A 22,514-nucleotide genomic window follows, 5' to 3' on the forward strand; every position below is an offset into this window, starting at 1 on the left:
AATTTTGGTTGAAATGTGTTGAAAAGCACTTTAGAATGAGAAAGAAGCTAAATAGGAGCGATTGTAAAAAGGAGAGAGAAACATGGCGAAATTTACCATTGTAGATAAAGATACATGTATTGCATGTGGTGCTTGCGGAGCTGCTGCACCAGATATTTATGATTACGACGACGAGGGTATTGCCTTCGTTATTTTAGATGATAACATGGGAACAGAAGAAGTTCCAGATGATCTAATGGAAGATATGCAAGATGCTTTTGAAGGCTGTCCTACTGATTCAATTAAAGTAGCTGACGAGTCATTTGAAGGCGATGCATTGAAATACGAATAGTATTAACAGGCGGAGGCTATTTTCACTTTTGTGAAAATAGCCTTTTTTGTCGTAGCATATTCCGAACTACTTGTCCGTATATTAAGTAAATGGGCTGATACTTTGAAGAGCTTATTCAGAGGACTGATCAAATTTGCTCTATCAATCTTTTTTATCTTTGCAAATATTAAAATATTTTCAGAGACAGGTCCGAGAAATTTTTTTCTTATTGCTATTTTGTTAGGCCTGGTATCAGCTGAAATGCTAATAAATATTTTCCGTTTCGAATAGAGAAAAACTGCAGAATTGCTTGGGGGCACCGAAAAACTTACGGTTTTAAAATGAAATGTTCTTCAATAGTAAACACCGGCTCTTTCTGTTCAAAATCGAACAAAAAGTGCCGTTGTTTTTTTGTATTTCCCTTATTGTTCATTTAATAGCTTCAACATACGTTTCAAATTCACCGTAATATTGTTGTAGCTCCTTGCACTTGGCCAAATAACCTTGCCGTTTCTTGAAAAACTGCTTGCACTTCATGTTCGATTGATTTTATGGACTTTTTCAGTGCCCTCGAATTGCTTCCGCAGTTTTTTAATAGCTTTTCGTCCGATCGCGTTTCATTAAATAACTAATAAGTAATAATGCTGAACCAGCACCGAACTGAGCGAACCATGTAATGTTGACAAGGGGACCTAGCTCATCTGTAAAGTAAAGAATAGCTATAAACAAACCGAACGTCACAACACCAAACATACCTGATTTTAATATGGTGCATTTAGACATTGTTTCTTCAAATGCGCCTTGTTTTAATTGCTTTAATATTACATAAAGTAATCCCGAACCTATTACAACAACTGCAACGACATTTATAATAGACGAATATAAATAAATCTGATCTGATTTTGTGAAATAGCGACCAATCGATCCAATAATAATGAACCAACCGATTATGTCACATAAAATTTCGACACCAAAAGTTACAATGCTTCCCTTCTTTTCCTTCGGCAATGCCTCCACTATTTCTTCTGCATACATTTTCGGGTTAGGTCCAAACACATCCCTAGCTGTTTTACCTTCCTCCTGTGCTATTAATAGATGATCTAGTATCTCGGTTAAGACTTCCTCTGATTGACGTTCAGAAAGTAGTATGTGTGCTCTAACATAGACAAGTATCTTATCATAATAGACTTCATTTTCTTTAGTTAATAACTTACGCTTCTCATTATTATCCGCTATTAACTTCTTCACTATAACCATTTCAACTAATCCCCTTTCGATAATCATTCACAACACGTAAAATTTTAAATACAGGATAAATCATTTACATATTACCCCTTTTCTCTCATTAGCTTGCCAACAGCAACAGAAATACCTAGCCATTCAGAACGAATATCATCTAATGCCTCTTTGCCCGCTTTTGTAAGTTTATAATATTTACGATTTGGGCCGGAATCTGAAGGTTTCATTTCACCTTTAATTAAATCATTTTTTTGAAGTCGTAGAAGTACTGGATAAATCGTACCTTCACTAACATCTGATAGGCCTACTGTTTGTAGCTTTTTTGATAGCTCGTAGCCATAGACAACTTCTTTTTCAATAACAGCTAATACACAGCCATCTAAAATTCCTTTTAGCAATTGACTTCTTATAGACACTGAATTCAACACCTCCCAGTACATTGCATGACAAGGTAGTTAAGTAAATAAAAAGCTACTTTGTATTACCAAGTAGCTACATTGACTATATGCTAATAAATATTGGTCGTCAACTACATTGTTATACAAAGTAGCAAAATTGTTTGTTGCATTCATCTCTGATTTAGGTTAAAATTTTTAGCATCAGGTACTAATAGTAACTATATATTGGAGGCTATTATGGATAACTTACTACAATTAAAAGATAAAAATATCGTTGTAATGGGCGTGGCAAACGATCGTAGCATTGCATGGGGAATCGCAAAATCTCTTTTCGAAGTTGGCGCTAACGTCATTTTTACTTATCGAAAAGAACGCTCTTTAATGAAATTAGAAAAATTATTGGCAGGATATGAAGATAAAGAAGCTACTTTCATCCAATGTGATGTGAATAGCGATGAAAGTATTAAAGCGGCTTTCGATACAATTGGTGCTAAAGTTGGTACAATTCATGGTATCGTACACTCGGTGGCATTTGCAAACGCAGATGATTTAAAAAACCGCTTCCTTGAAACTTCACGTGATGGCTATGCATTCGCACAAGATACAAGTGCTTATTCATTAATTGCAGCAGCAAAAGCTGCACATCCTTATATGACTGAAGGTGGCTCAATTGTTACAATGAGTTATCTTGGTGCAGAACGTGTGTTAGAAGGCTACAATGTTATGGGTGTAGCCAAAGCCGCACTTGAAGCATCTGTTAGATATTTAGCAGCAGATATCGGTGTTGATAATATCCGTGTTAATGCCATTTCAGCTGGTGCGATTAAAACATTAGCAGCAAAAGGCGTTCCTTCATTCAACAAAATTTTAAATCGTATTGAAGAAAGCGCACCATTAAAACGCAATGTTACACAAGCGGAAGTAGCCGATATGACAATTGTTATGCTTAGTCATTTATCTCGTGGCGTCACTGGCGAAACAATTTATATTGACGGTGGCTATAATATTATGGGGATTTAATAAAAACGTACCTATTAACCTTAATTTAGAAACAAATAGAAAGAGCATGTTTTGAACAATCTTTTCAAAACATGCTCTTATTTAAATTAATTCATATTGTTCCTGTGCTTCTTTATATGTAACAGAATATACTTGGGCTTTTGGATACTCCAAGTAAAGGTGAATATTTGCTTGATTCTGTTCCTATTCATACACTTTCAAAGAGTAATTTAGCAAGATTAAGAAATGAGAAAATACTAGTTTTTTGGTGGAGGTTTTTCAGAAGAGATATAATTTCTCTAGCTGTTACGTAGGCAGTTTTAGATACTAATTTTTGAACGATTGTAAGTGTGAGAATCTGGCTTTTGTGACCTTTACCAATTACTGTGTATACTTCCCAGTGTCCTATTTCGCTTCGTGGAGCCTGACTTGCATCGATTTTTTTAACTGTGGCATTTTTCCACGTGTTTCTTTTTGGTTGTTTTTCAGTTTCTTTCCTTTACGGATGAGGAGCTTTTGGGACAACTGGAATAGTACTGCTGCTCGTATCGGTAAATACTTGAAACGCTTATAGCAAATGGTTTTCCGTGTTTTTTTTCATATCGTCCGACAATCATTTCGGGCGACCAGCTTTTTTCAAATGGACAAGAATATACGTGATATCATCTAGATCAACTATGCGCTTACAACCACAGTTTATTTTCATAATCCATTTGCGCTTGAAGTACATTGTAAGGGCAGACACGTTCCAGTTCGTACTTAATCGTGCTTTTGCTACTTTTTAGCTGTCTCGCAATATAGGAAAGAGATTTATTAACCAGTCTTTATTCTTCGATTAACACGTTCCTATGGTAAAATGTGTATATTGACCTATTTTTTATTTATCTTTCGCTCGACTTAATATGATAATCTACAAATATATAAAATAAATTGGTTTTTTAACCAAAGAAGGAAGGGTTTCTATGAAAAAAACATTATTCACTATTGCTTTGGCAGCAGGCTTATTGATTATTCCTCAAGCACTAAATATCTCAGCTGAAAATCTTAACTATAAGACGGAGATTTTAAAATTACAACCAGATTTAACAGAAATGGAACTTTCTGAATCAATTAGGAACATAGCCGAAACTACCGAAGAGAAAGAAAGAGCATATAAGCAAATTTATGACGAGTTAATACAAGATCGCCAGAAAGGGCTTTATGAAGCCCCAAAAGCCAGAGGAGGTTCTGAAGGTGCATTTATTGTAGGTAATAGTGCCAAAGGAGATTTCTATTACACTCCTTCAACAACTGCTTATTTAGATCATGGACATGTTGGTTTATACTATACTTCAACAGTTATTGTTGAATCCATTCCATCAACTGGAGTTAGACAGATTTCAGCAACCTCAAGAACAGTAGACCAGAATGCTGTAGTTAAATCTATAGATACTACAACTGCTAATAAGGCGGCAGCTACCCAATGGGCTTATGATGAATTAGGTAAAGGATATTCGTATAACTTTGCAACAAATCGATTAACAGGTCATGACGGGGATAAAAATTGTTCCAAGTTAATCTGGTCTGCTTATTTGTTAAAAGCTGGCTTAGATTTAGACGTCGATAAGGGATTAGGAGTATATCCACGAGATGTACGCGATGCTACCCAAACAACATATATACGATCTTTTTAACTAAATAAAAAAGTAAATAGAGAGATGGGATAAAACCCTCTCTCTATTTACTTATTTGAGGTGAGTTAATGAAAAAAATAATAATAAAACTTATTGTATTAATAATTATAATTTTTTCAATTGCATTAGTATTTAAATACTTAATGAACCCCAAAAATGAAAAATCCATAGATTTTACTCCTGAAACCATAAAAAACACAAGAGCAATTGTTTATTTCTCTCCAACCGCCGATAATGATTTTGACAACCAAGCTATCAGCTATGCTATATTTATAGATCATAAAAATAATACTAAAGGATTAAAAATGAAGGGATTAGAGCTAGGTTCTGTTCTTTATAAGAATAATACTATTTTGCTTGAGGATAAGAATTCAATTAAGTTACTTGACGATGAAGTGAAGATTTTCAACATGGATGACAAGCAATATACTGGTGAACTCACAGGCTACTTAAAACCAAATGACATATTTTTTAGTATCTACAATACAGGACTTATAAACGGTCAATATCACTCAAATATACGATATGGAAATGCGAATGGCTTCAAATTAGATGATATACCTTCCTACATTTTTACATCGGGCTCAGATCAAAGCCAAATTTACTTGATGACTAGCGATATCGAAAAAGGTACTTATGAAGTGCAAACGGCTACTATTAATGACAAAATTCAAATTAATATTTTAACGTCATTAAGAGAACTATATGGAAAAGACCTTTTTCCATTATCGGGGATTTTAAGTAACGATACAAATCTGTACATATTATATGGTGAACCAATCAACGATAATGAATTTACAATTTCTCTACTGAGCGTTAATAAAGTAACAGGAAAACAGCAAATTAACCTTTTAAAATCAGAAGAAAACTCTAATATTAGTGCGTATTTCCCCTATTCTGTAAAGTCATCTAGTTCTATTATTGATAATACACTTTATTATGTAGATGGCACAGGAGCTGTATATTCTATTGACCTTAACACAAAAAATATGGAGCTTAATTTCACCCTAAAAGGAGCAAGTAATAAGGGAAACAGAGTCATTTCACAAGTGAAATTCTATAAAGACTCTTTATTTTATTTATACCGATCTCAAAAAGAAAAAATATTTTTAGATCGATATGATTTGCATTCAAAGGAAAGAAATCAACATAACGAGATTAAAGGGATTCATCCCATTTTAAGTGAAAATAATGGGAAAAATTTATCCAGTTATGATTTAGAAATAATAAATCCATAGTGACTTTTCAAAATGTTTCAAATAATAAAACATATTAAGTGACTTCAATAAATAAGGAGAAAATACGTGAAACGGTCATTTAAAAATGTATGTTTCACGTATTTTCTGTTCCTTATCTTTTCAAAATATTATATCAAAACCTCTTTATCATCATAAAAGGTCGTTTGCAACATTTGAATTAATAGGAACGAAATATGGGATTTCTCTTAACCAGGGGATCCAGACATTTAAATGAAAAACACTTTTCTTACAATCTCTTCTACCAAACTAGATGAAGTTTATCTTTATAAAAGTGAATAGCACGCTCATATTCTATAATACTTTCATCTTTAGTCGAAGAAATAATCACATCAAGTAATTGTCCAATAGAATCTTCATGCTTTTTTAAATTGAACAAGGTCATCGCGTAGAATACTTGAAGTGCCTTAAAATTCGGATGTTTGGCGATACCTTCTTGAAACACTTTTTCTGACTTTTGATATTCTCCAATCGTTCGATAGGTACTGCCTAAACCTATATATGCTTTAGATTCATCTTTATTATCTAATCCTAATATAATAGCTTTTTCATAATAAGGAATGGCCTCATTTTCGAGACCTAGAACATCAAAACTCCACGCAGTTTGATAATTAACAAATGCATCTTCTGGATAATCTCGCTGTATATCCAGCATTAATTGATTGGATGCTTCTAACAATTTATCCGCTCGCAGTTTTAAAACTTTTTCTATTCTTTTCATAGATAAGCTCACTTCCTTATATACAATAGGTTATATTCCTATTTAATCTAACTCTACATCTCTACATATCTTTATAGATCAATACATCTTCCATTCGCCACTTGCTCCAATTTCTTTGTACAACTTACACAATGAAAGTTTTTCGCTTTCCTCTATTAAAATAGCTTGTAATGCTTCGTACTTTCCATCAATTTATACTGTTCTTTACATAAACCACAAATTACTTCATAGAAAATCGCCATAGTTTATATCTCCTCTCATCATTATATCCTTATGATTAAATTGCCAAGAATATAATATCAATCATAACTATATTTTAAAAATGCGCGCCTATAATCGACCCGATTTTATCCATTCTATAGGTTCCGAAAATAATAACGCCAAATATCAAAAAATCATTGATCCAAATATCCCTAAATTACCATTTACCATATATATCCATAGAATAATTCAAGTTAAATAAAAGCATACATTAGGAAGAATCCAAAGAGTCCTTTTTAATTTTTTGTCCATCTAGAAATACCTTGTTTCTTCTAACTATTACTCATTACTCATATCTCATTATCCTATAAATTCAAAAAAATTACATTAAAATATAAAAAAAGACTAACTGGTTTCAGCTAGTCTTTAACCCTTCCATTAAAATCATCTAATTCAAAATCCAACACTAAACTAACATAGCTTAAAAATTAAATAAGTAATTGTATTTAAAGGCTATGACATTGACTATAGTTATTTTTATTTCGACGATTTAAAAAAGCTATTCTAGTAAAATAACATCAACATTTTCTTCCATATATTTATCATTTGTTGACAGAGAATACGCCGATGAGTTTTTCTTTGAAATAATACATTTTGATAATTCACCATTTTCAAAGTGAACAACAGCGCCATCATCTACTGCTAACCCTGATAAAATTCTTCCATTATTTATATAATTAAATAGAGCTTGCTTACTCGCTTCATTATTGTAGTACGGACATAATACTCCCTTTACTAATCCTAAACCCGAGGAAATTTTATACCCACCGGACGCATCCTTTCCTACCCCTTCTTCAAAAAGGTATATTGCACTCGTACCTGCTCCAACTATGATTTGACCATTATAATAGGCTTCTTTAAGCTTCTCTTCTATATTAAATTCTCTCCACATATTAATCATAAAATCCACGTTACCATCACCAATATAAATAATGTCTTGTTGTTCAATAATGGAATCTAAATATCGTTCTTTCATCTCTGAAATCGTAATATGTGTGGGTTTACAATTCTTAGTAGAGAAAGCTTTATAAAAATCTTTAATACAGCTTTCGTTATCTTCACTTGCTGTTGCTATAAAACAAATTTTAGGCTTTTTATTTAATGCTTGTTGTAATATATATTGTTCTTGTAGTGGATTGTTTACATTCGTTGAAAAGTCCCCACCTCCAAGTACAATAATTTGCATTGTCCTACTGTCACCTATACTAGTCATGATTTGTTACCTCTCCATTTAAAATGCATTGATTACTCGATAGCTTTTTATTATTCTAAGTCGTTAACTCTAATTCGGATTGTATTTTTTTTGCTGGATCCAATAATATGTAACCATTACTGTTATCATCACTAAAAGAATTGTTGCTAAAACATTTATAGATAAATTTGCACCTATGGAGCCAGTTATAAGTAAATCCATCGCATGTTGGCTCATACCAGCTGGGTTCACAGCATCTAACATTGGATGAAGCCCAACTAACATCCTGCAAATTAGCAACGTAATAATACCTACTATTGCAATAAACGCTTGGCTATTTAATACTGCACTTAACATTGTAGTAAACGATACGCAAAAGAGAATCCACACCAAATAACAAAATAGTGCTATTATCATTTTTGATAACTCTATATTGGTAAATAGAAAATGAATGTATAACACAGAAACAAAATAACCAAGTAAAATACTTACTGAAACTAGTAAAAAATTAGAGATTAGTTTCCCACTAATATAGGAACTAACAGAAACTGGTCTTGTTAAAATAAAAGCTAACATTCCACTAGATTTATCAGACTGAATTAATCCCATCATAGCAATGACTATAATCATTATCCCAAGTTGGTCAAACTGGGCGCCTAATGTGGCTGCAAGTACTTGCCCTCCCGTCTGTTCAATCATAGATGGATCGATTGATATTCCTTGTGTCCCTCCAAGAACTTCTAAAATAACTGGTAAGTAATATGTCATGACTGGTTGCGTAGCTCCTAAAAAAATAAATACTAGTGGCAACCAAATCACTTTAAAATCACTCAAAACTAAACTATATTCTTTTTTCATTAGTACACCCAATGAATTCATGCCCCCACCACCAATTTCAAAAATATTTCTTCAAGTGTTTCGTGATCATCAATTTCAAAACGAATGATATCAACCTTATTTTCTATGGCATTCTGGATAAGTTTATTTTTATTTTCAATAACATCATCTAATGTAACTTTCACTTTAGGACCGGTCATTTTTGCACTTTTTACATAGGGAAGCATTTTAACAGTTTCTAACCAAAATTTATCTGTTTGTGAAATTTCTAAACATACAACAGGTTTACTATTACGACTTATCAAATCAGTCATCGTTGTATCTTCAATCTTATTTCCATTTTTAATGATGACGAACCTTTCACATATTTCCTCTGCATCATTTAATATATGAGTGGATAATAATATAGTCGTTTCTTTCTTTATTTCCTGAATTAAATTTAGTACTTCTCTTCTACCAACTGGATCTAAGGCTGAGACTGGTTCATCCATAACGATAAAAGCTGGTTTATGTAACAATGCCTGAGCAATACCAAGTCTTTGCTTCATCCCTCCAGAAAAAGTGCGAACTTTGGTATTTTCTTCACCTGAAAGCCCTACTTTAGCTAATATTTTGGGGACCTCCTTTATCAATACTTTTTTTGAAATCTCCGACAGCTGCCCCATAAAAAAGAGTGTTTCTTTCGCTGTCATCCATTCATAAAAATTTGGATATTGAGGTAAATACCCAATTTCACGCTTCATTTTCGAAATGTTTTTACCATCTAAAAGTACTTCACCTTCATCTGTATGAAGTATATCAGCAATTATTTTAATTAGAGTCGATTTCCCGGCTCCATTAGGTCCTATTAAACCTACACACTGCCCCGTTTCTAATACCATTGAAAATTGATTAACAGCAATCTTTTCTTTGAATTTTTTTGTTATATTTTTAATTTCTAGTTTCAAGATGACTTACCGTCCCTTCTTCCTATTACAAAATATAAAATCGGTCCAATTGTATTGCAAAATAAAATAACGATTGTCCATATAAATACATTTTCCCTCGTCTTACGATTTCGATATAAATCCATTAGAGCAATCAAAATAAGAATAAATCCTACTGCCATGAAAGGTAATATGATTGGTAATACTGTCATCCAATCGATATCCTTTAATTCATCCAAGCCATAATGTAATTGCATTTAACTATCCCCTATCTACAATTCAATTTATTTATTATCATTATTGATAATGATAATATAATTGCGTTGCATTTGTATAGACTTATTTTCAAATTATTTTAATTGAACACATCATTGTGACTTAAAATACTTTTACTCTTGTATTTGTAATTTATTAATTCCTATCGATAATGTTATCATTATGGATAATGAAAACAATTTTTTAAAGGAGAAATAATGATAAATAAAGCTGAAGTTTTAATTCACCCTGTTCGTATGAAAATATCTCAAGCACTTATGAGAAATAAAGAAACTGGCCTTACTCCCCTTGAAATGGTAAAAATTATAGAAGATGTGCCACAAGCCACTCTATATAGACATATTCAAGTGCTTTTGGATGCTGGTATTATCCAAATTATTCGAGAAAAGAAAGTTAGATCTGTATTTGAGAAATACTATACACTTAACGAGGAAGCCGCTCGACTTGACTCAGAAGAATGGCAAAAATTATCCAAAGATGAAAAGGTTAGTTATTTATCTTATTATCAATTATCTTTAATGACTCAATATGAGAGTTACCTAACTGGATTAGAACAAGATGGATCTAAAGAAGATAAGGCGACCTTTTCACTGTTAGAATTAAAAATTGATGATGAACATTTTAATAATTTCCAGCAAGAATTAAATAGTTTAATGCTCAAGTATTACAATGAAAAAACTGACAGCCAGAATACCCATACACGTACAATAGCAGTAACAATTATTCCTAAATCTTAGCTATAAATTAAGTTACAACTCTACATTAATAAACAGAAGTAAATTTGACTCAATCAATATGGAACCCTATCCAATTTAGCTTTTTTCTGCTCAAAATTATTTTAACGAAATTTACAATAAATTCTTCTTAAGATTAAAAATGAGTACCAAAGAAGGACTAACTGATTTCAGTTAGTCCTTCTCTTTAAAAGTTAATTAATCCGGCATGCCCAATATCTTTTGTTCCAATCTTCAATCATTATAAATTTACGCTTTGTATTATTCCTAAAAAGCTCCATAGATAAAACCTTAATTTTTTTTAAGCTTCTTTAGCTGGATTTTCTAGTAAGAGCTGTTCCTTTATTGATACTTTTCTATATTAGTCAACGGTTCAAATTCTTAATGAGCTTAAGGAAAACATAAATCTTATTTTAATGTCAGCAAATGAGATGGTCTTAATTCTTCACTTTCTACGACCATTACCTGCATACCATGTTCACTAGAAGTTTCATGCCATTCACCCTTGTCCCAAAATACGACATCACCAGGGCCTACATTTTTTTCATCTTCATCACCAACAACATTACCTGTCCCACTTAAAACTATAAGCAATTGATTTGTCACTGTTTGATGACTACCAATTACACCTTTTTCCCCAAAGTCATTAAACTAATATTTGCTGCTGTAGAAGATTGGCAAATATGCGATAGTTGAAAATCTGAATCAAACATATTTATCTGCCTTTTAGTCGTTTTAAATAGTTGCATTTACTCACACCCCTAATTGTTGAAGCTACCTATTGTTTCCCATTGAACTTCATAATTCAAAATTCTTTTCATGACTACCCAAAAAGCCTCTTTTCAATTGTAATAATACTAGTGAAAGTACCGCTGCATTAATAGCATAAAAAATAGCATATATTATAGCCGCTTTTTTTTCAGAAAGTTCGAAAATCGGCAAAACATTAGGAATTACTAATAAAATAATCGTTACGATAGACGAAAATAAGATACTTTTATGCTTGAAAATACCGATAAAGCTTGAAATGAAAACAACCAAAAAAGCTAAATAATGATAATAAGGGATAACGGACACATATTCTCTCCTCTGTAAAGTTATTTTACAATTGATAAGATAGAATCGTCATTGTAAGATTCACTGACCTTTTTACACACATAATTCATACTATAGCTATTATTTGTAATTGGGTTTTCTTGCCAGTCTTGATATATTTGAAGTACTTCAAACCCATGATTAGCAAGCAATCGTTCCATCTCCTTTGGGTAAACATATCTTAATGTAACATTAGTACGCACTTCATTTACTATATGATTTGTTTCATCTTTATATTTTCGAATTGTTGTATAATATTGCAATTGATTGAGAGCATCATATTTTGCAATTGTCGACACATCTACTTTATATTGCGTTTCACTATCAATATATGTATGCCAGAATTCTTCTGTTTCAGGCTGTAATAATTCTTCAACACTTGGAAACCTCGTATCAAAAATGAAAATACCACCTTGAAGTAAGTGTCTATTAACTGAGGATAATAACCTATCTTGATCTTCATTTTTTAGAAAATGTTGAAAAGAATTTCCTACAGAGAATACAAAATCGGTTTTAAAATTTAAATCTAACTTCGTACAATCTTGCTGAATCCAATCGATTGGTAAATCTAGTTTATTGGCTTTCTTTGTTGCTTCATTTAGCATACCTTTATGTGAGTCTACCCCTACTATCTTATGACCACTTTTTGCTAGTGGAATCGTTGCTCTACCAGTTCCACATGCGATATCAAGAATTGTCCCTTTAGCTTTTGACGCATATTTTTGTAAGAAAGGAATATCTTCTGTATAAAGATTATTTTCTTTATCATATAAGGTTGGATCATCATATTCCTCAGTATTATGTTGTTGTATTGTCATGATTTATGTTCTCCTTTTACCTAAAATTTCTTTTCATCTATTTGCTTGATCAATCATTCTATCCCTATTCCAATTGTTTCCTATCGGCATTTCAGCTCTCTAATTATCCCATATTTTAAATATTATTACATTGTCATTAATAGAATTCAGTTGATAATTTTCTATTCGAGAAGCTTTTGCGGTCTTCAGAGGTATTTCCAATTACTTGTTGACGTTACTAATAACACCAACAAAAAACTGCGAGAATATTTCCCGCAGTTTCCCTTTATACAATTTCCTCAAAATATTGTACTGTTTTCATTAAGTCTCCTATATCTCTTAAAGCCCACACTTCATCTAAATACACTTCAGCAAGTTTCTTGTATCTTCCACCATGTTTTGCTGCCCATTCAACCGCTACGACGCTTTCATATAAGTGTGCCATTTTCTTAGCTAATTTTTTCGCCTCAAAACTTTGTAGATCAACATCTAAATTCGCGAATTTTGTAAGTTCTTTTGTTAATAATTTTAGCTGAATTACGACAATTTGTTTTAGCTCATTGTCTGCAATTTGCTGTAAGCGCATTTGCATAACATTAGTGAATACGATATGTGCTGAATATTTATTAACTAGACGAATTAACTCCAACCCTAGAATATTTGCAGTCCCTTCCCAAACCGTAAGAACTTGTGCATCACGTAATAACCTTGGTGTGACAAAATCCTCAATATAACCATTTCCACCGTGCATTTCAATCGCTTCATGTGCGAAATGAATTGCTTGTTCAGCTGTTTCCTTTTTCATAATAGCGATATACAAGCGATTCAATATCACTTCTTGTTCCGTAGCTTCACCTGCCGTTACTTTTTCATACAACCCAATCAAACCAAAAACTGTTGCTACTTCTACATGAAGCGTTGCTGCAAGCTTTCCTAAAGTATCACGTACCATTGGAAAATCCGATAATCGCTTGCCAAATGCATTTCTACGAGTTGCGTAGTCCTTTGCCTCAAGTAGCGCTCTACGCATAATACCTATAGAAGCGACCGCGTTACAAATCCTTGATAGATTTAAAGCTTCCATCATATAATAGAATCCTTTAGTAGGATCTCCAACAACAAAAGCTTCAGCTCCGTCAAATTCAACTTCACCTGATGGTACTGCCCTGACACCTAGTTTATCTTTCAAACGGCGCACACGTAGGTGATTGACTTCACCGTTGTCCTTACGCCAAGGTACTGCAAATAATGTTAATCCTTTTGAACCAACCGGTGCCCCCTCTATTCGTGCTAGAACCATAGCAACTCCACACATACCTGCGTTTGATGCAAAATATTTTTCACCAAAGAGTCTGTAGTTGTTACCTTCTTTTACTTCTTTTACTGCTTTTACAACATTGGCACCAACGTCAGAACCCCCTTGTCTTTCCGTTAAAAACGTAGCACCTTCAAATAATGGACCCTCACCGGTAGAACAAACGGGTGTTAAAAATCGTTCTTTTAATGTATCATCAGCATAATGATCTAATAGATAGGCTGTAGCCATGGTTAATGTGACTGGACAATAAAATCCAGGCTCAGCATGGGATAATAAATAGCCTTGTGCAAAGCTATAAGTGTAATTCCCTTTGACTCCAAGCGCTGGAATCTCCTTATGAACATAGCCGACAATCCCAGTATCATACGTTTCTTGTACCGTTTTTTTATAGCCGTCATTAACCCATACTTCCGAAACTTCTTCACCATATTTGTCATACCTTTTCAATTTCGGTTCGCCTTCACGATCAGTATGTTTTGCACGTAAGTCGATGTCATTGGCACATAATTCACCAAATACAGTTAATTCTCGGGTAGCATAATCTAAAAAGTCCTTGTTTAATGTATCTTCTAATATTAGCTGCAAAGTGTTATTATCCTGAAAGAAATTTCGCGTTGTTTTCTCTGTCACATCTTGTAATACTTTCATTGAACTACACCTACATTTCTTAAAGACTGTTTTAATATTTTTCCTGATGCATTTCTCGGAAGTGCATCGACTTGTTCAAATAGTCTTGGCACTTTAAATTTAGCTAAATGCTCCGTTAAATAATACGTCAACTTTTCTACATCGACTTGTTCAAATGAGGCGAATACAGCTTTGACCGTTTCTCCCCATTCTGGGTGAGGAACTCCCACTACAGCAACTTCCTGAATGCCACCATATTGCAATATTTGTTCTTCAATCTCTTTCGGATAAATATTAACCCCACCTGAAATAATTAAATCTTTCTTTCTATCAACAACCCAAATGTATCCGTCCTCATCAAATTTTGCTAAGTCACCAGTTTTCAACCAGTCACCTATAAAGGCAGCTTTCGTTTCCTCTTCATTTTTATAGTAACCTAGCATATTACCTTCACCTAATAGAATAATTTCACCTACTTCTCCTACAGCTACGTTCTCACCTGTATCTTTAACAATTCTCAATTCAGTATGGAGTGGTGCACGGTGTCCGATGCTCCCTGCCTTGTTTTCATGTTCATGTGCCATTAAAATCGAACCACTTGGCCCTGCTTCCGTTAAACCGTAAACACATACCAAATGATCTGTTTGAAAAGCTTGCTGTATGAACTCTACTTCTTTTTTAGATACTGGCGCACCACCATATACCCACCATTTTATCGAAGAAAGGTCTGCATCTTTTAATTTGGGATTTTGTGCTGTTAATAGATAAGCAACCGGTGCTCCGAAGAAATGTGTCGTCTTCTCTTCGATAACTGTATCGATGAAAAGATCTGGTGTGAAAGTTGGCGTTAATACTGCCGTTGCTCCAACTATCATTCCGGCCATCAAAAATAAATGTAGTGGCGCAGAGTGACTTAATGGCATCATAAGTAATAAACGACTCTCTAGCTTCATTTCCATTTCTACACAAATCATTTGGGCAACTGTTAAGATATTTCGATAACTAAATAGAACACCTTTTGGGCTACCTGTTGTACCAGAAGTATAGAGAATAGTTGATTCATCATCTTCTTTTAAAGTACAAATTTTTTCGTGATCTTTACTACTTGCTACTAATTTCTCGAAGCTTAACCAATCATCCACTTCATCGCCTGTTTTAATAAGTAAACCCGGATTTTGTAGCTTTTCGACTACTGGAAATAGGTGTTCATGAGCAATGAAAGCGGTCGCATCTGAGTGATTAAGAATATATTCCACTTCTTTTGTAGAGAACTTTGCATTGATTGGTACTATTACGGCTCCTAGACGCTGTACTGCAAAATAGCTAATTACAAATTCCATTACATTCGGCATAAATAAGACAACTTTATCACCTTGTTTAATTTGCTTCTCGTGTAAAGCATTAGCGAATTGATTGACTAATTGATTTAACTCTTTGAAATTGACACGATTGCCTTGACTCACAACAGCATCCCCAAGTGGATACTTCCTTGCATTACGCTCTAATAATTGTGAACTATTCAATACGTCTATCTCCCTTTGAATTAATTAATTTTTCAGTAAAATCAAGGTGCAAAGTTTCCAATTCATCTCGTATTCCCTGCAACTCCCGCATTTTCTCATCAATTTCAGCTATCTTTTGCTTTCCATATGCAACGGTTCTTTCAAGTTGTTTAATACCTGTTCGATCCTTGTCAAATAGTAATACCATTTCTTTGATTTCGTCGAGTGAAAACCCATACTTCTTACCTCTGAAAATTAGTTTTAACTTTGCATAATCCGAATTTGTATACATTCGCTTATTGGTATCTGTCCTTTGTGGAGATAACAATCCGAGTTCCTCATAATAACGAATGGTCCTTGTCGTTACATCAAATTCTTTTGCAATTTCTGTAATTGTTCTCAAATTGCTTCACCATCCTGACAAGAACTTAGAAGCAGTATATCATTGACGTTAACGTAAAGTTCAACCATTAACTGCTCTAGTTTTCTATGAAAAATATTTTTTTATTTCACTGAAGTTAATTTACTATTTAGCTGTTTGTAGAAACTCACCATGTGATATTTCACGATTGTTTTTTGTTTAGTATAAGAGTCTAGTAATAATCATATTGCTTGCCTTAAATATCATCACCTAAATGTTTACTAACATTAATAAATGTACAATCAGCGTTGTTAATTGCTAACACTTTCGAAATCATTGGCTATTGCCGTGCACAAATGTTGTTGCACTCATAATAAAATCATTAAATAAAAAGCGCACTACAAACACATGTAGTACACCCAATAAATTATCTAAATTAGTGGTCCTCAATTAGAAAACGCTGTACAATTTCCTCTACTGTACCTGCCTTTACTAAAAATACATTTTTCCCAGCCCACATTGAAAGATATTCTGCTTTTCCTTGTTGACCTGCTTCTTTACGTATTTCCTTTGTTAAATCATTTTGTACTGGATAAGGTGCAATAGGTTGATCTTTCATATAAGTCATAAAATCATTTAAGATCCCTCTTGCTGCTTTTCCTGAAAAAGCAGCTGTCAAAGCTGTAACGTCTTTTTCTGATTGTAAAATGGCTTCTTTATGTAGAGGATGAGCCCCGCTTTCCTCAGCTACTAGTAATGCTGTACCAATCTGAACAGCATCTGCTCCTGCATCAAGCATTTCATCCATTTGCTGTTTTGACATAATACCCCCAGCAGTAATAATGGGTAATTTTATTTTTCCAGTAGTTGTTTTTAATAGCTCAATTGTAGGGATTAAAACGAATGGCTCTAAAAACGTTCCACGGTGCCCTCCCGCCTCTCCTCCTTGTAAAACAACTGCATCTAATCCTGCTTGTTCAACTGCAATTGCTTCGTCAACAGTCGTTGCAGTGCCAATGCAATAAACATTATGTTTATGTAAATATGAAATTATTTCCTGATCTGGTATTCCGAAAGTAAAAGAACAAATTTTCACACCTTCATCAACGACAACTTTTACTTGCTCTGCAAATTCACTGGTAGATAATTTTACTGGCTCTTCTAATAAGTTAAGCTCTTGTAGAAATGGCTTTAATGCCTCGTGCGCTTGTGCAATTTGTTCATCTGATGCATCTACTTTTTCTGGAACAAATAAATTGACAGAAAATGATTTGTCCGTCAACGATTTTACTTCTCGAATACAATTTCTAGTCGCTTCTGCAGTTAAATACCCAGCCCCAATAGAACCTAAAATGCCTGCATTGGCACTTGCTGCTACAAATTCAGGCGTCGTCACTCCAGCCATCGGTGCTTGTACAATTGGTGTAGCTACCCCTAACGTATTTTGAGCAAATAAAGCTCCCATTACCAACACCCCTTTATGTTTTCTTCTCACTTAATAATACCGCGCCTAATATAGTCAGCGCTAGTCCACCCCAAGATAACACTTCATGATACCCAAAATTACGGAGGAAAAATTTACCAGACATAATTAGTATACCAATTATTAAAATAATGGCCCCAACTGTTTTGCGATTCATACTATCACATTCCTTCTGTACGGCTATCTATCACATTTATTATAGCTATATGCCAATATTTTATCATTTATAAATCCTTTACAATTCTCTGTTTAATTTGTATTTTATTATTCATTTTTTCTACAATTTAGGTTGGAAATGCAATATGATATATTTTTAAATTATTCTAAAATGAACTTGTAATCATCATGGAAAAAAATTAAGTAGTTATACAAAGTGGAAAAATAATGATAACATTGATAAATATAGTTATTTATAACATTTTGTAGAGAAAGTAGGAATTGAATGATTTATGAAGCAGATATCAATGTAAGAAAAAAGCTAATACCACTTTTTGAAAATATGGATAGTACTATTATCCTTTCATGTTTACAAGGACATATGGGCACTGCTTGGGTAGATGATCTTGAAAATCCTAAAGTGGCACAAATAACGGTTGGGATTTTTGTATTTTATGCAGGAAACCCTAATACAAAGGAAGCTGAAGAACTACTATATAATCTACCCGATTATACACTTGCAATTGTTAATACCGATGAATGGAAAATACTAATTGAAAAAATACATAATGAATCTATAGAAAAATTTCAACGATATAGATTTGAAAAGTCGCCTGAACATCTGGACAAGAGCCATATACAGAACTTATTATCTACACTACCCGAAGGTTATGAACTAAAAAAAATAGATGAGGCTATAGCGATTGAACCATCTCTTCATGAACTTTCCGAAGACTTTATAAGTCAGTTTAATACTATAGATGACTTTATAGATAGAGGAGTAGGTTATGCAATTTTAAATGATGGGAAAGCTGTGTGTGGGGCCACATCATATAGTATTTATGATGACGGAATTGAGATTGAAGTTGCTACACACCCTAATCATACAAGAAAAGGCTTAGCAACAATAGCCGCTTCTGCTTTGATATTAGATTGCCTTGATAGAGGAATATATCCTAGTTGGGATGGAGCTAATATGGAGTCTGTTAAATTAGCTCAAAAGCTCGGATACATTTTTAAAGAATCTTATGATACTTACTTTATTGAATATAAGAAATAATTCAAAAGGTTATTTTTGTTTAGGCGAAGAGAAAATTGGCTAGAGTATGAGAAGTATTTGTTTAATAAACCTGTTGTTCTGGTTATTTTGTTTTTCCACTATAAAGGAGTGACTCTGCATGCGAAAAGGAATCATTGATCGGTTTGAAAGGGAAGTTGCAGTTGTTGAATTTGAAAATGGTATAGAAGATTTTCCTCTTACTCAATTACCTAAAGGTGTACAAGCAGGAGATGTATTACTATTTGAAAGTGGAAAAATTACAATTGATTCAGAAGGCAAAAAACAATTAGAACATGAAATAGTTGATTTAATGGATGAGTTATTTAAGGATTAATCTAAACTTATATACTATCTAAAAACACACAATATTCATTGTTTTATAATTTTAAATTCTCGATAAATTAAGCAAGGAAAAAACGTCCATTCGTATAATGCCCTGACGGAAACGATTAATCGTTTCCGCCAAGGCTTTTTCTTCGATGCCGTTAATTTCCGTTCCGGCGGACGCTTTCCTGGGGACGAACCTTAAGCCTCCACGTCTCTATCGCTCCTGCAGGGTCTCAAGAAGTTCGGTAGTTCCCCAAGGAGTCGCCTCCTGCACTCCAATCAACTAGTTTTATCGTTTTTCTGAGTTTTTCATTCTTTCCGATTCCACCTAACCCTTTATTGAAAGAACTAATTCAAGGTGGTGCTGTCCATGGTTTCCAAACAAGAAACATTCACTCCAGCCCTTATATGGCGCTTTACGCCGTCTATCAATTCGATGAAATGATAAAAGGAAAATTTCCATTAAAACCAACTTCAAATGAAATCACAGAGGAATTAGTCTATTGTCGTCAAGTCGTGGAAATGCCTGGCTATAGTGCAAAGGGCTTTGAATTTACTACGGTAGTACTTGCTGATGCTGATGAGCGAAAATATCCATCAGAACTAGATGCGTATTTGCTCTACACAATTTCGTCACGTGCCACTAGAAAGTTGTTCATCTTATATACAGACAAACTAGCAACATCACTTCAAAATGTTAATTCTACACTTTGGATAAGTGATAATAAATAAAATCCAATATGATCATCTTTCTACACATTAGTAGATGCTTGTTTATATAAAATTTAAGAAGTATGCACAGTAAAAATCGCTGTGCATTGTAAAAATATTTAATATTCACGTAAAACCAATTTTAACTAAGCTAACTATGATAAAAAAATATTTGACCTACGTTTATTACTATTAAAATCTATTCTTCCGAGTAAAATAAATTTGGAACAATTACATAAAAAAATCCACGAGATTATATTTCTCGTGGATTTTTATTGCTAACTATTGGATTAGTAGTTCTTGTTTTCAAGCAAATATTTTAATGTTGCAGTTCCTAAAGTATTTGCAGCTATTAACATTGAACGTTCATCAATATTAAATCTAGGATGATGATGAGGGTAAACTTCTTCCGAATTTGGATTTTTTGCACCTGTAAAGAAGAAAGTACCTGGGACATGATTTAGATAATAGGCAAAGTCTTCACCACCCATTATAGGCTCACAAACATGAAGTTCATCAACTCCTGGAACTTGAGGTGCTAAGTCCATAATAAATTCCGTTTCTTTTGTATGATTAACAACAGCAGGATACCCACGCACAAAATTATATTCATAATCAGCTTTTGTTAAATAACATGATGCTTTTAGAACGTCTTCAATTTCTTGTTCTAATAAATCGCGTGTTTCCTCATCAAATGTACGTACTGTTCCTTTCATGTATACAGAATCTGCTATTACATTAAAAGGATTTAGTGCTTCAATATGTCCAATTGATACTACAGCAGGTTTAATCGCATTAACACGACGAGCTACTAGTTGCTGTAGATTTGTGATAAATTGAGCAGCAATAACGATAGAATCTTTTGTATTACTTGGATCAGAACCATGTCCGCCCTTTCCTTTTACCGTAATATATATACCATCAGCCGCTGCCATTAGAGGACCTTCTTTTATCAAAATATTACCTAATGGTTCAGTAGCCCATAAATGTGTACCAAATATTGCGTCTACTCCTTCTAAACAACCATCTTCTATCATTGCAATAGCCCCACCAGGAGCAAGTTCTTCAGCATGCTGATGGATGAATACGATTGTTCCTTCGAACTCATCTTGAAGCTTATTTAATACTTTTGCTAATACTAAAAGGGTTGCAGTATGCCCATCATGCCCACATGCGTGCATGACGCCATCTACTTTAGATTTGTATGGTACATCATTTAATTCTTGAATTGCTAAAGCATCAAAATCAGCTCGAAGTGCGATTGTTTTACCTTGTTTTCCACTATGTAATTTTGCGACTACACCTCGGCCACCTACACCTTCAGTCACTTCATGCCCAAGGTTACGATGGTATTCGGCAATATATTTAGGTGTATTTACTTCTTCGAAAGATAATTCTGGATTTTCATGTAGGAAACGTCTTATTTCTATCATTTCACTATAATATTCTTTCAATAAGTCATATAATTTTTCCATGTAAATTCCCTCACTTAAAGTAAATTGAATTACCAGGTCTCAGTGGCAATCCTAATAAGAACTAAAATACTTAAACAATAAAATCCGTCCAAAATAAGCAATTATTTGAGATGCTACAGATTTGAACATTTTCTCAGCAAAATCAAGAGTCCACCTGTTTCATGCTCACGTAATATACCATTAGATGGTACATCAGCAATTAATAGAATGATAACATAAATAGCTGCAACAAATGTTCCTAAACCTGATACTATTAGGAATTAATAGTTCATCATTGCGCGTCCAGTATGTGAACTTCGCCAGTACCCATGCTAAACCTAAGATAAAAAACGCAGCATGACAAAGAGCGTCCTGGAACGGTAATTTATTGCTCGCTTTCTCTACTCCATCTTAATCTTCTTTTTTTGGTTTTTCTTTCATCCTTTTCGTTATCGAACCGTATTTTTCTGAACATTTAAATTATAGCGAATGATTGGTTATATTGATATAGTGTGAACTATGAAAATTACTTATTGTTTTCAGAGATTTCTTTAAAAGAATAAAAAATATATTTTCATTACTCAAAATAGAAATAAATTGTCTTTTCTTATAATAAACACTAATGAAAAATACAAAACTAGCTACTAACTCGCATAAAAGAGCTACCACTGAAATATTAATGTAATAATTGTAAAAATAACCCTATCGTTAATTTAGAACACACTCTCTAGAAACCATTTATATTCCTATCCTTAATGTTTTATCCCCCCTTAGTACCATTGTATATATTTCCTAATTGAG

General features: G+C 33.4%; 24 protein-coding genes. 8 read left to right on the forward strand and 16 right to left on the reverse strand.

Features of this window, described 5'->3' with window-relative positions; genetic code table 11:
- Nucleotides 1-82: 82 nt before the first annotated feature.
- Nucleotides 83-331: a ferredoxin gene (locus ACQKMD_RS00645; protein WP_038190800.1), complete on the forward strand. Its 249-nt coding sequence runs from the start codon at nt 83-85 to the stop codon at nt 329-331.
- Between the two features lie 570 nt (nt 332-901).
- Here ACQKMD_RS00645 and ACQKMD_RS00650 read toward each other — a convergent pair.
- Nucleotides 902-1,567 carry a DUF1129 family protein gene (locus ACQKMD_RS00650; protein ID WP_427748561.1) on the reverse strand — a complete coding sequence of 222 codons (666 nt, stop codon included), beginning with the start codon at nt 1,565-1,567 and terminating at the stop codon, nt 902-904.
- Nucleotides 1,568-1,638: 71 nt separating this feature from the next.
- Nucleotides 1,639-1,965: a PadR family transcriptional regulator gene (locus tag ACQKMD_RS00655; protein ID WP_427748563.1), complete on the reverse strand. Its 327-nt coding sequence runs from the start codon at nt 1,963-1,965 to the stop codon at nt 1,639-1,641.
- Nucleotides 1,966-2,184: 219 nt separating this feature from the next.
- Between ACQKMD_RS00655 and ACQKMD_RS00660 the strand changes: the two genes are divergently transcribed.
- From ACQKMD_RS00660 to ACQKMD_RS00670, 3 genes are all read left to right on the forward strand, one after another.
- Nucleotides 2,185-2,967 (forward strand): enoyl-ACP reductase FabI, encoded by a 783-nt coding sequence (locus tag ACQKMD_RS00660; RefSeq protein WP_427748565.1) that lies wholly within the window; start codon nt 2,185-2,187, stop codon nt 2,965-2,967.
- A 941-nt stretch (nt 2,968-3,908) separates the two neighbouring features.
- Nucleotides 3,909-4,619, forward strand: coding sequence for a YiiX/YebB-like N1pC/P60 family cysteine hydrolase (locus ACQKMD_RS00665; protein WP_427748567.1), 711 nt, complete (start codon nt 3,909-3,911; stop codon nt 4,617-4,619).
- Between the two features lie 68 nt (nt 4,620-4,687).
- On the forward strand, nt 4,688-5,857 hold the full coding sequence (locus tag ACQKMD_RS00670) for a hypothetical protein (protein ID WP_427748569.1): 1,170 nt from the start codon (nt 4,688-4,690) through the stop codon (nt 5,855-5,857).
- Between the two features lie 259 nt (nt 5,858-6,116).
- Here ACQKMD_RS00670 and ACQKMD_RS00675 read toward each other — a convergent pair whose 3' ends face one another.
- From ACQKMD_RS00675 to ACQKMD_RS00695, 5 genes are all read right to left on the reverse strand, one after another.
- A complete protein-coding gene (locus ACQKMD_RS00675; RefSeq protein ID WP_427748570.1) occupies nt 6,117-6,596 on the reverse strand; it encodes a tetratricopeptide repeat protein in 480 nt (159 codons plus the stop codon).
- 760 nt (nt 6,597-7,356) lie between these two features.
- Nucleotides 7,357-8,070 (reverse strand): Type 1 glutamine amidotransferase-like domain-containing protein, encoded by a 714-nt coding sequence (locus ACQKMD_RS00680; protein ID WP_427748572.1) that lies wholly within the window; start codon nt 8,068-8,070, stop codon nt 7,357-7,359.
- Between the two features lie 69 nt (nt 8,071-8,139).
- Entirely contained in the window at nt 8,140-8,928 is a 789-nt protein-coding gene (locus ACQKMD_RS00685; protein ID WP_427748574.1) for an ABC transporter permease, read from the reverse strand.
- Nucleotides 8,925-9,833 carry an ATP-binding cassette domain-containing protein gene (locus ACQKMD_RS00690; RefSeq protein WP_427748576.1) on the reverse strand — a complete coding sequence of 303 codons (909 nt, stop codon included), beginning with the start codon at nt 9,831-9,833 and terminating at the stop codon, nt 8,925-8,927. Before ACQKMD_RS00690 ends, ACQKMD_RS00685 begins: the two co-directional genes overlap by 4 nt.
- Entirely contained in the window at nt 9,830-10,069 is a 240-nt protein-coding gene (locus ACQKMD_RS00695) for a PLD nuclease N-terminal domain-containing protein (protein ID WP_427748578.1), read from the reverse strand. Before ACQKMD_RS00695 ends, ACQKMD_RS00690 begins: the two co-directional genes overlap by 4 nt.
- A gap of 216 nt (nt 10,070-10,285) precedes the next feature.
- Between ACQKMD_RS00695 and ACQKMD_RS00700 the strand changes: the two genes are divergently transcribed.
- Nucleotides 10,286-10,825, forward strand: coding sequence for a helix-turn-helix domain-containing protein (locus ACQKMD_RS00700; protein ID WP_427748580.1), 540 nt, complete (start codon nt 10,286-10,288; stop codon nt 10,823-10,825).
- Nucleotides 10,826-11,230: 405 nt separating this feature from the next.
- Here the strand turns inward: ACQKMD_RS00700 and ACQKMD_RS00705 are convergent, their stop codons facing one another.
- The 8 genes from ACQKMD_RS00705 to ACQKMD_RS00740 form a co-directional block, all read right to left on the reverse strand.
- On the reverse strand, nt 11,231-11,446 hold the full coding sequence (locus ACQKMD_RS00705; protein WP_427749287.1) for a cupin domain-containing protein: 216 nt from the start codon (nt 11,444-11,446) through the stop codon (nt 11,231-11,233).
- 174 nt (nt 11,447-11,620) lie between these two features.
- Nucleotides 11,621-11,899, reverse strand: coding sequence for a hypothetical protein (locus ACQKMD_RS00710; RefSeq protein WP_427748582.1), 279 nt, complete (start codon nt 11,897-11,899; stop codon nt 11,621-11,623).
- Nucleotides 11,900-11,919: 20 nt separating this feature from the next.
- Nucleotides 11,920-12,735, reverse strand: coding sequence for a class I SAM-dependent methyltransferase (locus tag ACQKMD_RS00715; RefSeq protein ID WP_427748584.1), 816 nt, complete (start codon nt 12,733-12,735; stop codon nt 11,920-11,922).
- Nucleotides 12,736-13,000: 265 nt separating this feature from the next.
- Nucleotides 13,001-14,680: an acyl-CoA dehydrogenase family protein gene (locus tag ACQKMD_RS00720; protein ID WP_427748586.1), complete on the reverse strand. Its 1,680-nt coding sequence runs from the start codon at nt 14,678-14,680 to the stop codon at nt 13,001-13,003.
- Complete coding sequence (locus ACQKMD_RS00725; protein WP_427748588.1) at nt 14,677-16,182, reverse strand: class I adenylate-forming enzyme family protein; 1,506 nt, start codon at nt 16,180-16,182, stop codon at nt 14,677-14,679. The genes ACQKMD_RS00720 and ACQKMD_RS00725 overlap by 4 nt, the downstream gene beginning before the upstream one ends.
- The gene (locus ACQKMD_RS00730; RefSeq protein WP_427748590.1) at nt 16,175-16,564 is read right to left on the reverse strand and encodes a MerR family transcriptional regulator; all 390 of its coding nucleotides are present in this window, start codon (nt 16,562-16,564) and stop codon (nt 16,175-16,177) included. Before ACQKMD_RS00730 ends, ACQKMD_RS00725 begins: the two co-directional genes overlap by 8 nt.
- 394 nt (nt 16,565-16,958) lie before the next feature.
- The gene (locus ACQKMD_RS00735; RefSeq protein WP_427748591.1) at nt 16,959-17,987 is read right to left on the reverse strand and encodes an NAD(P)H-dependent flavin oxidoreductase; all 1,029 of its coding nucleotides are present in this window, start codon (nt 17,985-17,987) and stop codon (nt 16,959-16,961) included.
- A gap of 13 nt (nt 17,988-18,000) precedes the next feature.
- Nucleotides 18,001-18,162: a hypothetical protein gene (locus ACQKMD_RS00740; RefSeq protein WP_427748593.1), complete on the reverse strand. Its 162-nt coding sequence runs from the start codon at nt 18,160-18,162 to the stop codon at nt 18,001-18,003.
- Between the two features lie 285 nt (nt 18,163-18,447).
- Here ACQKMD_RS00740 and ACQKMD_RS00745 point away from each other — a divergent pair, with 285 nt between their 5' ends.
- The 3 genes from ACQKMD_RS00745 (at nt 18,448) to ACQKMD_RS00755 (ending at nt 20,280) form a co-directional block, all read left to right on the forward strand.
- The gene (locus tag ACQKMD_RS00745) at nt 18,448-19,221 is read left to right on the forward strand and encodes a GNAT family N-acetyltransferase (RefSeq protein WP_427748594.1); all 774 of its coding nucleotides are present in this window, start codon (nt 18,448-18,450) and stop codon (nt 19,219-19,221) included.
- Nucleotides 19,222-19,339: 118 nt separating this feature from the next.
- Nucleotides 19,340-19,555, forward strand: coding sequence for a DUF3006 domain-containing protein (locus tag ACQKMD_RS00750; protein WP_427748596.1), 216 nt, complete (start codon nt 19,340-19,342; stop codon nt 19,553-19,555).
- A 332-nt stretch (nt 19,556-19,887) separates the two neighbouring features.
- Nucleotides 19,888-20,280 (forward strand): ATP-binding domain-containing protein, encoded by a 393-nt coding sequence (locus tag ACQKMD_RS00755; RefSeq protein WP_427748597.1) that lies wholly within the window; start codon nt 19,888-19,890, stop codon nt 20,278-20,280.
- A gap of 269 nt (nt 20,281-20,549) precedes the next feature.
- Here the strand turns inward: ACQKMD_RS00755 and ACQKMD_RS00760 are convergent, their stop codons facing one another.
- Nucleotides 20,550-21,734, reverse strand: coding sequence for a M20 metallopeptidase family protein (locus ACQKMD_RS00760; RefSeq protein WP_427748599.1), 1,185 nt, complete (start codon nt 21,732-21,734; stop codon nt 20,550-20,552).
- Nucleotides 21,735-22,514 lie beyond the last annotated feature (780 nt).

Origin of the sequence: Viridibacillus sp. NPDC096237, assembly GCF_050278625.1 — a bacterium.
Lineage (GTDB): Bacteria > Bacillota > Bacilli > Bacillales_A > Planococcaceae > Viridibacillus.

Bases quoted from the DNA above. Each gene is read 5' to 3' on its own strand.
- ACQKMD_RS00680 (WP_427748572.1), bottom strand. From the start codon at position 8,070: ATGACTAGTATAGGTGACAGTAGGACAATGCAAATTATTGTACTTGGA.
- ACQKMD_RS00670 (WP_427748569.1), top strand. From the start codon at position 4,688: ATGAAAAAAATAATAATAAAACTTATTGTATTAATAATTATAATTTTT.
- ACQKMD_RS00750 (WP_427748596.1), top strand. From the start codon at position 19,340: ATGCGAAAAGGAATCATTGATCGGTTTGAAAGGGAAGTTGCAGTTGTT.
- ACQKMD_RS00685 (WP_427748574.1), bottom strand. From the start codon at position 8,928: ATGAATTCATTGGGTGTACTAATGAAAAAAGAATATAGTTTAGTTTTG.
- ACQKMD_RS00760 (WP_427748599.1), bottom strand. From the start codon at position 21,734: ATGGAAAAATTATATGACTTATTGAAAGAATATTATAGTGAAATGATA.
- ACQKMD_RS00645 (WP_038190800.1), top strand. From the start codon at position 83: ATGGCGAAATTTACCATTGTAGATAAAGATACATGTATTGCATGTGGT.
- ACQKMD_RS00695 (WP_427748578.1), bottom strand. From the start codon at position 10,069: ATGCAATTACATTATGGCTTGGATGAATTAAAGGATATCGATTGGATG.
- ACQKMD_RS00665 (WP_427748567.1), top strand. From the start codon at position 3,909: ATGAAAAAAACATTATTCACTATTGCTTTGGCAGCAGGCTTATTGATT.
- ACQKMD_RS00660 (WP_427748565.1), top strand. From the start codon at position 2,185: ATGGATAACTTACTACAATTAAAAGATAAAAATATCGTTGTAATGGGC.
- ACQKMD_RS00675 (WP_427748570.1), bottom strand. From the start codon at position 6,596: ATGAAAAGAATAGAAAAAGTTTTAAAACTGCGAGCGGATAAATTGTTA.
- ACQKMD_RS00740 (WP_427748593.1), bottom strand. From the start codon at position 18,162: ATGAATCGCAAAACAGTTGGGGCCATTATTTTAATAATTGGTATACTA.
- ACQKMD_RS00735 (WP_427748591.1), bottom strand. From the start codon at position 17,987: ATGGGAGCTTTATTTGCTCAAAATACGTTAGGGGTAGCTACACCAATT.
- ACQKMD_RS00700 (WP_427748580.1), top strand. From the start codon at position 10,286: ATGATAAATAAAGCTGAAGTTTTAATTCACCCTGTTCGTATGAAAATA.
- ACQKMD_RS00745 (WP_427748594.1), top strand. From the start codon at position 18,448: ATGATTTATGAAGCAGATATCAATGTAAGAAAAAAGCTAATACCACTT.
- ACQKMD_RS00650 (WP_427748561.1), bottom strand. From the start codon at position 1,567: ATGGTTATAGTGAAGAAGTTAATAGCGGATAATAATGAGAAGCGTAAG.
- ACQKMD_RS00720 (WP_427748586.1), bottom strand. From the start codon at position 14,680: ATGAAAGTATTACAAGATGTGACAGAGAAAACAACGCGAAATTTCTTT.
- ACQKMD_RS00715 (WP_427748584.1), bottom strand. From the start codon at position 12,735: ATGACAATACAACAACATAATACTGAGGAATATGATGATCCAACCTTA.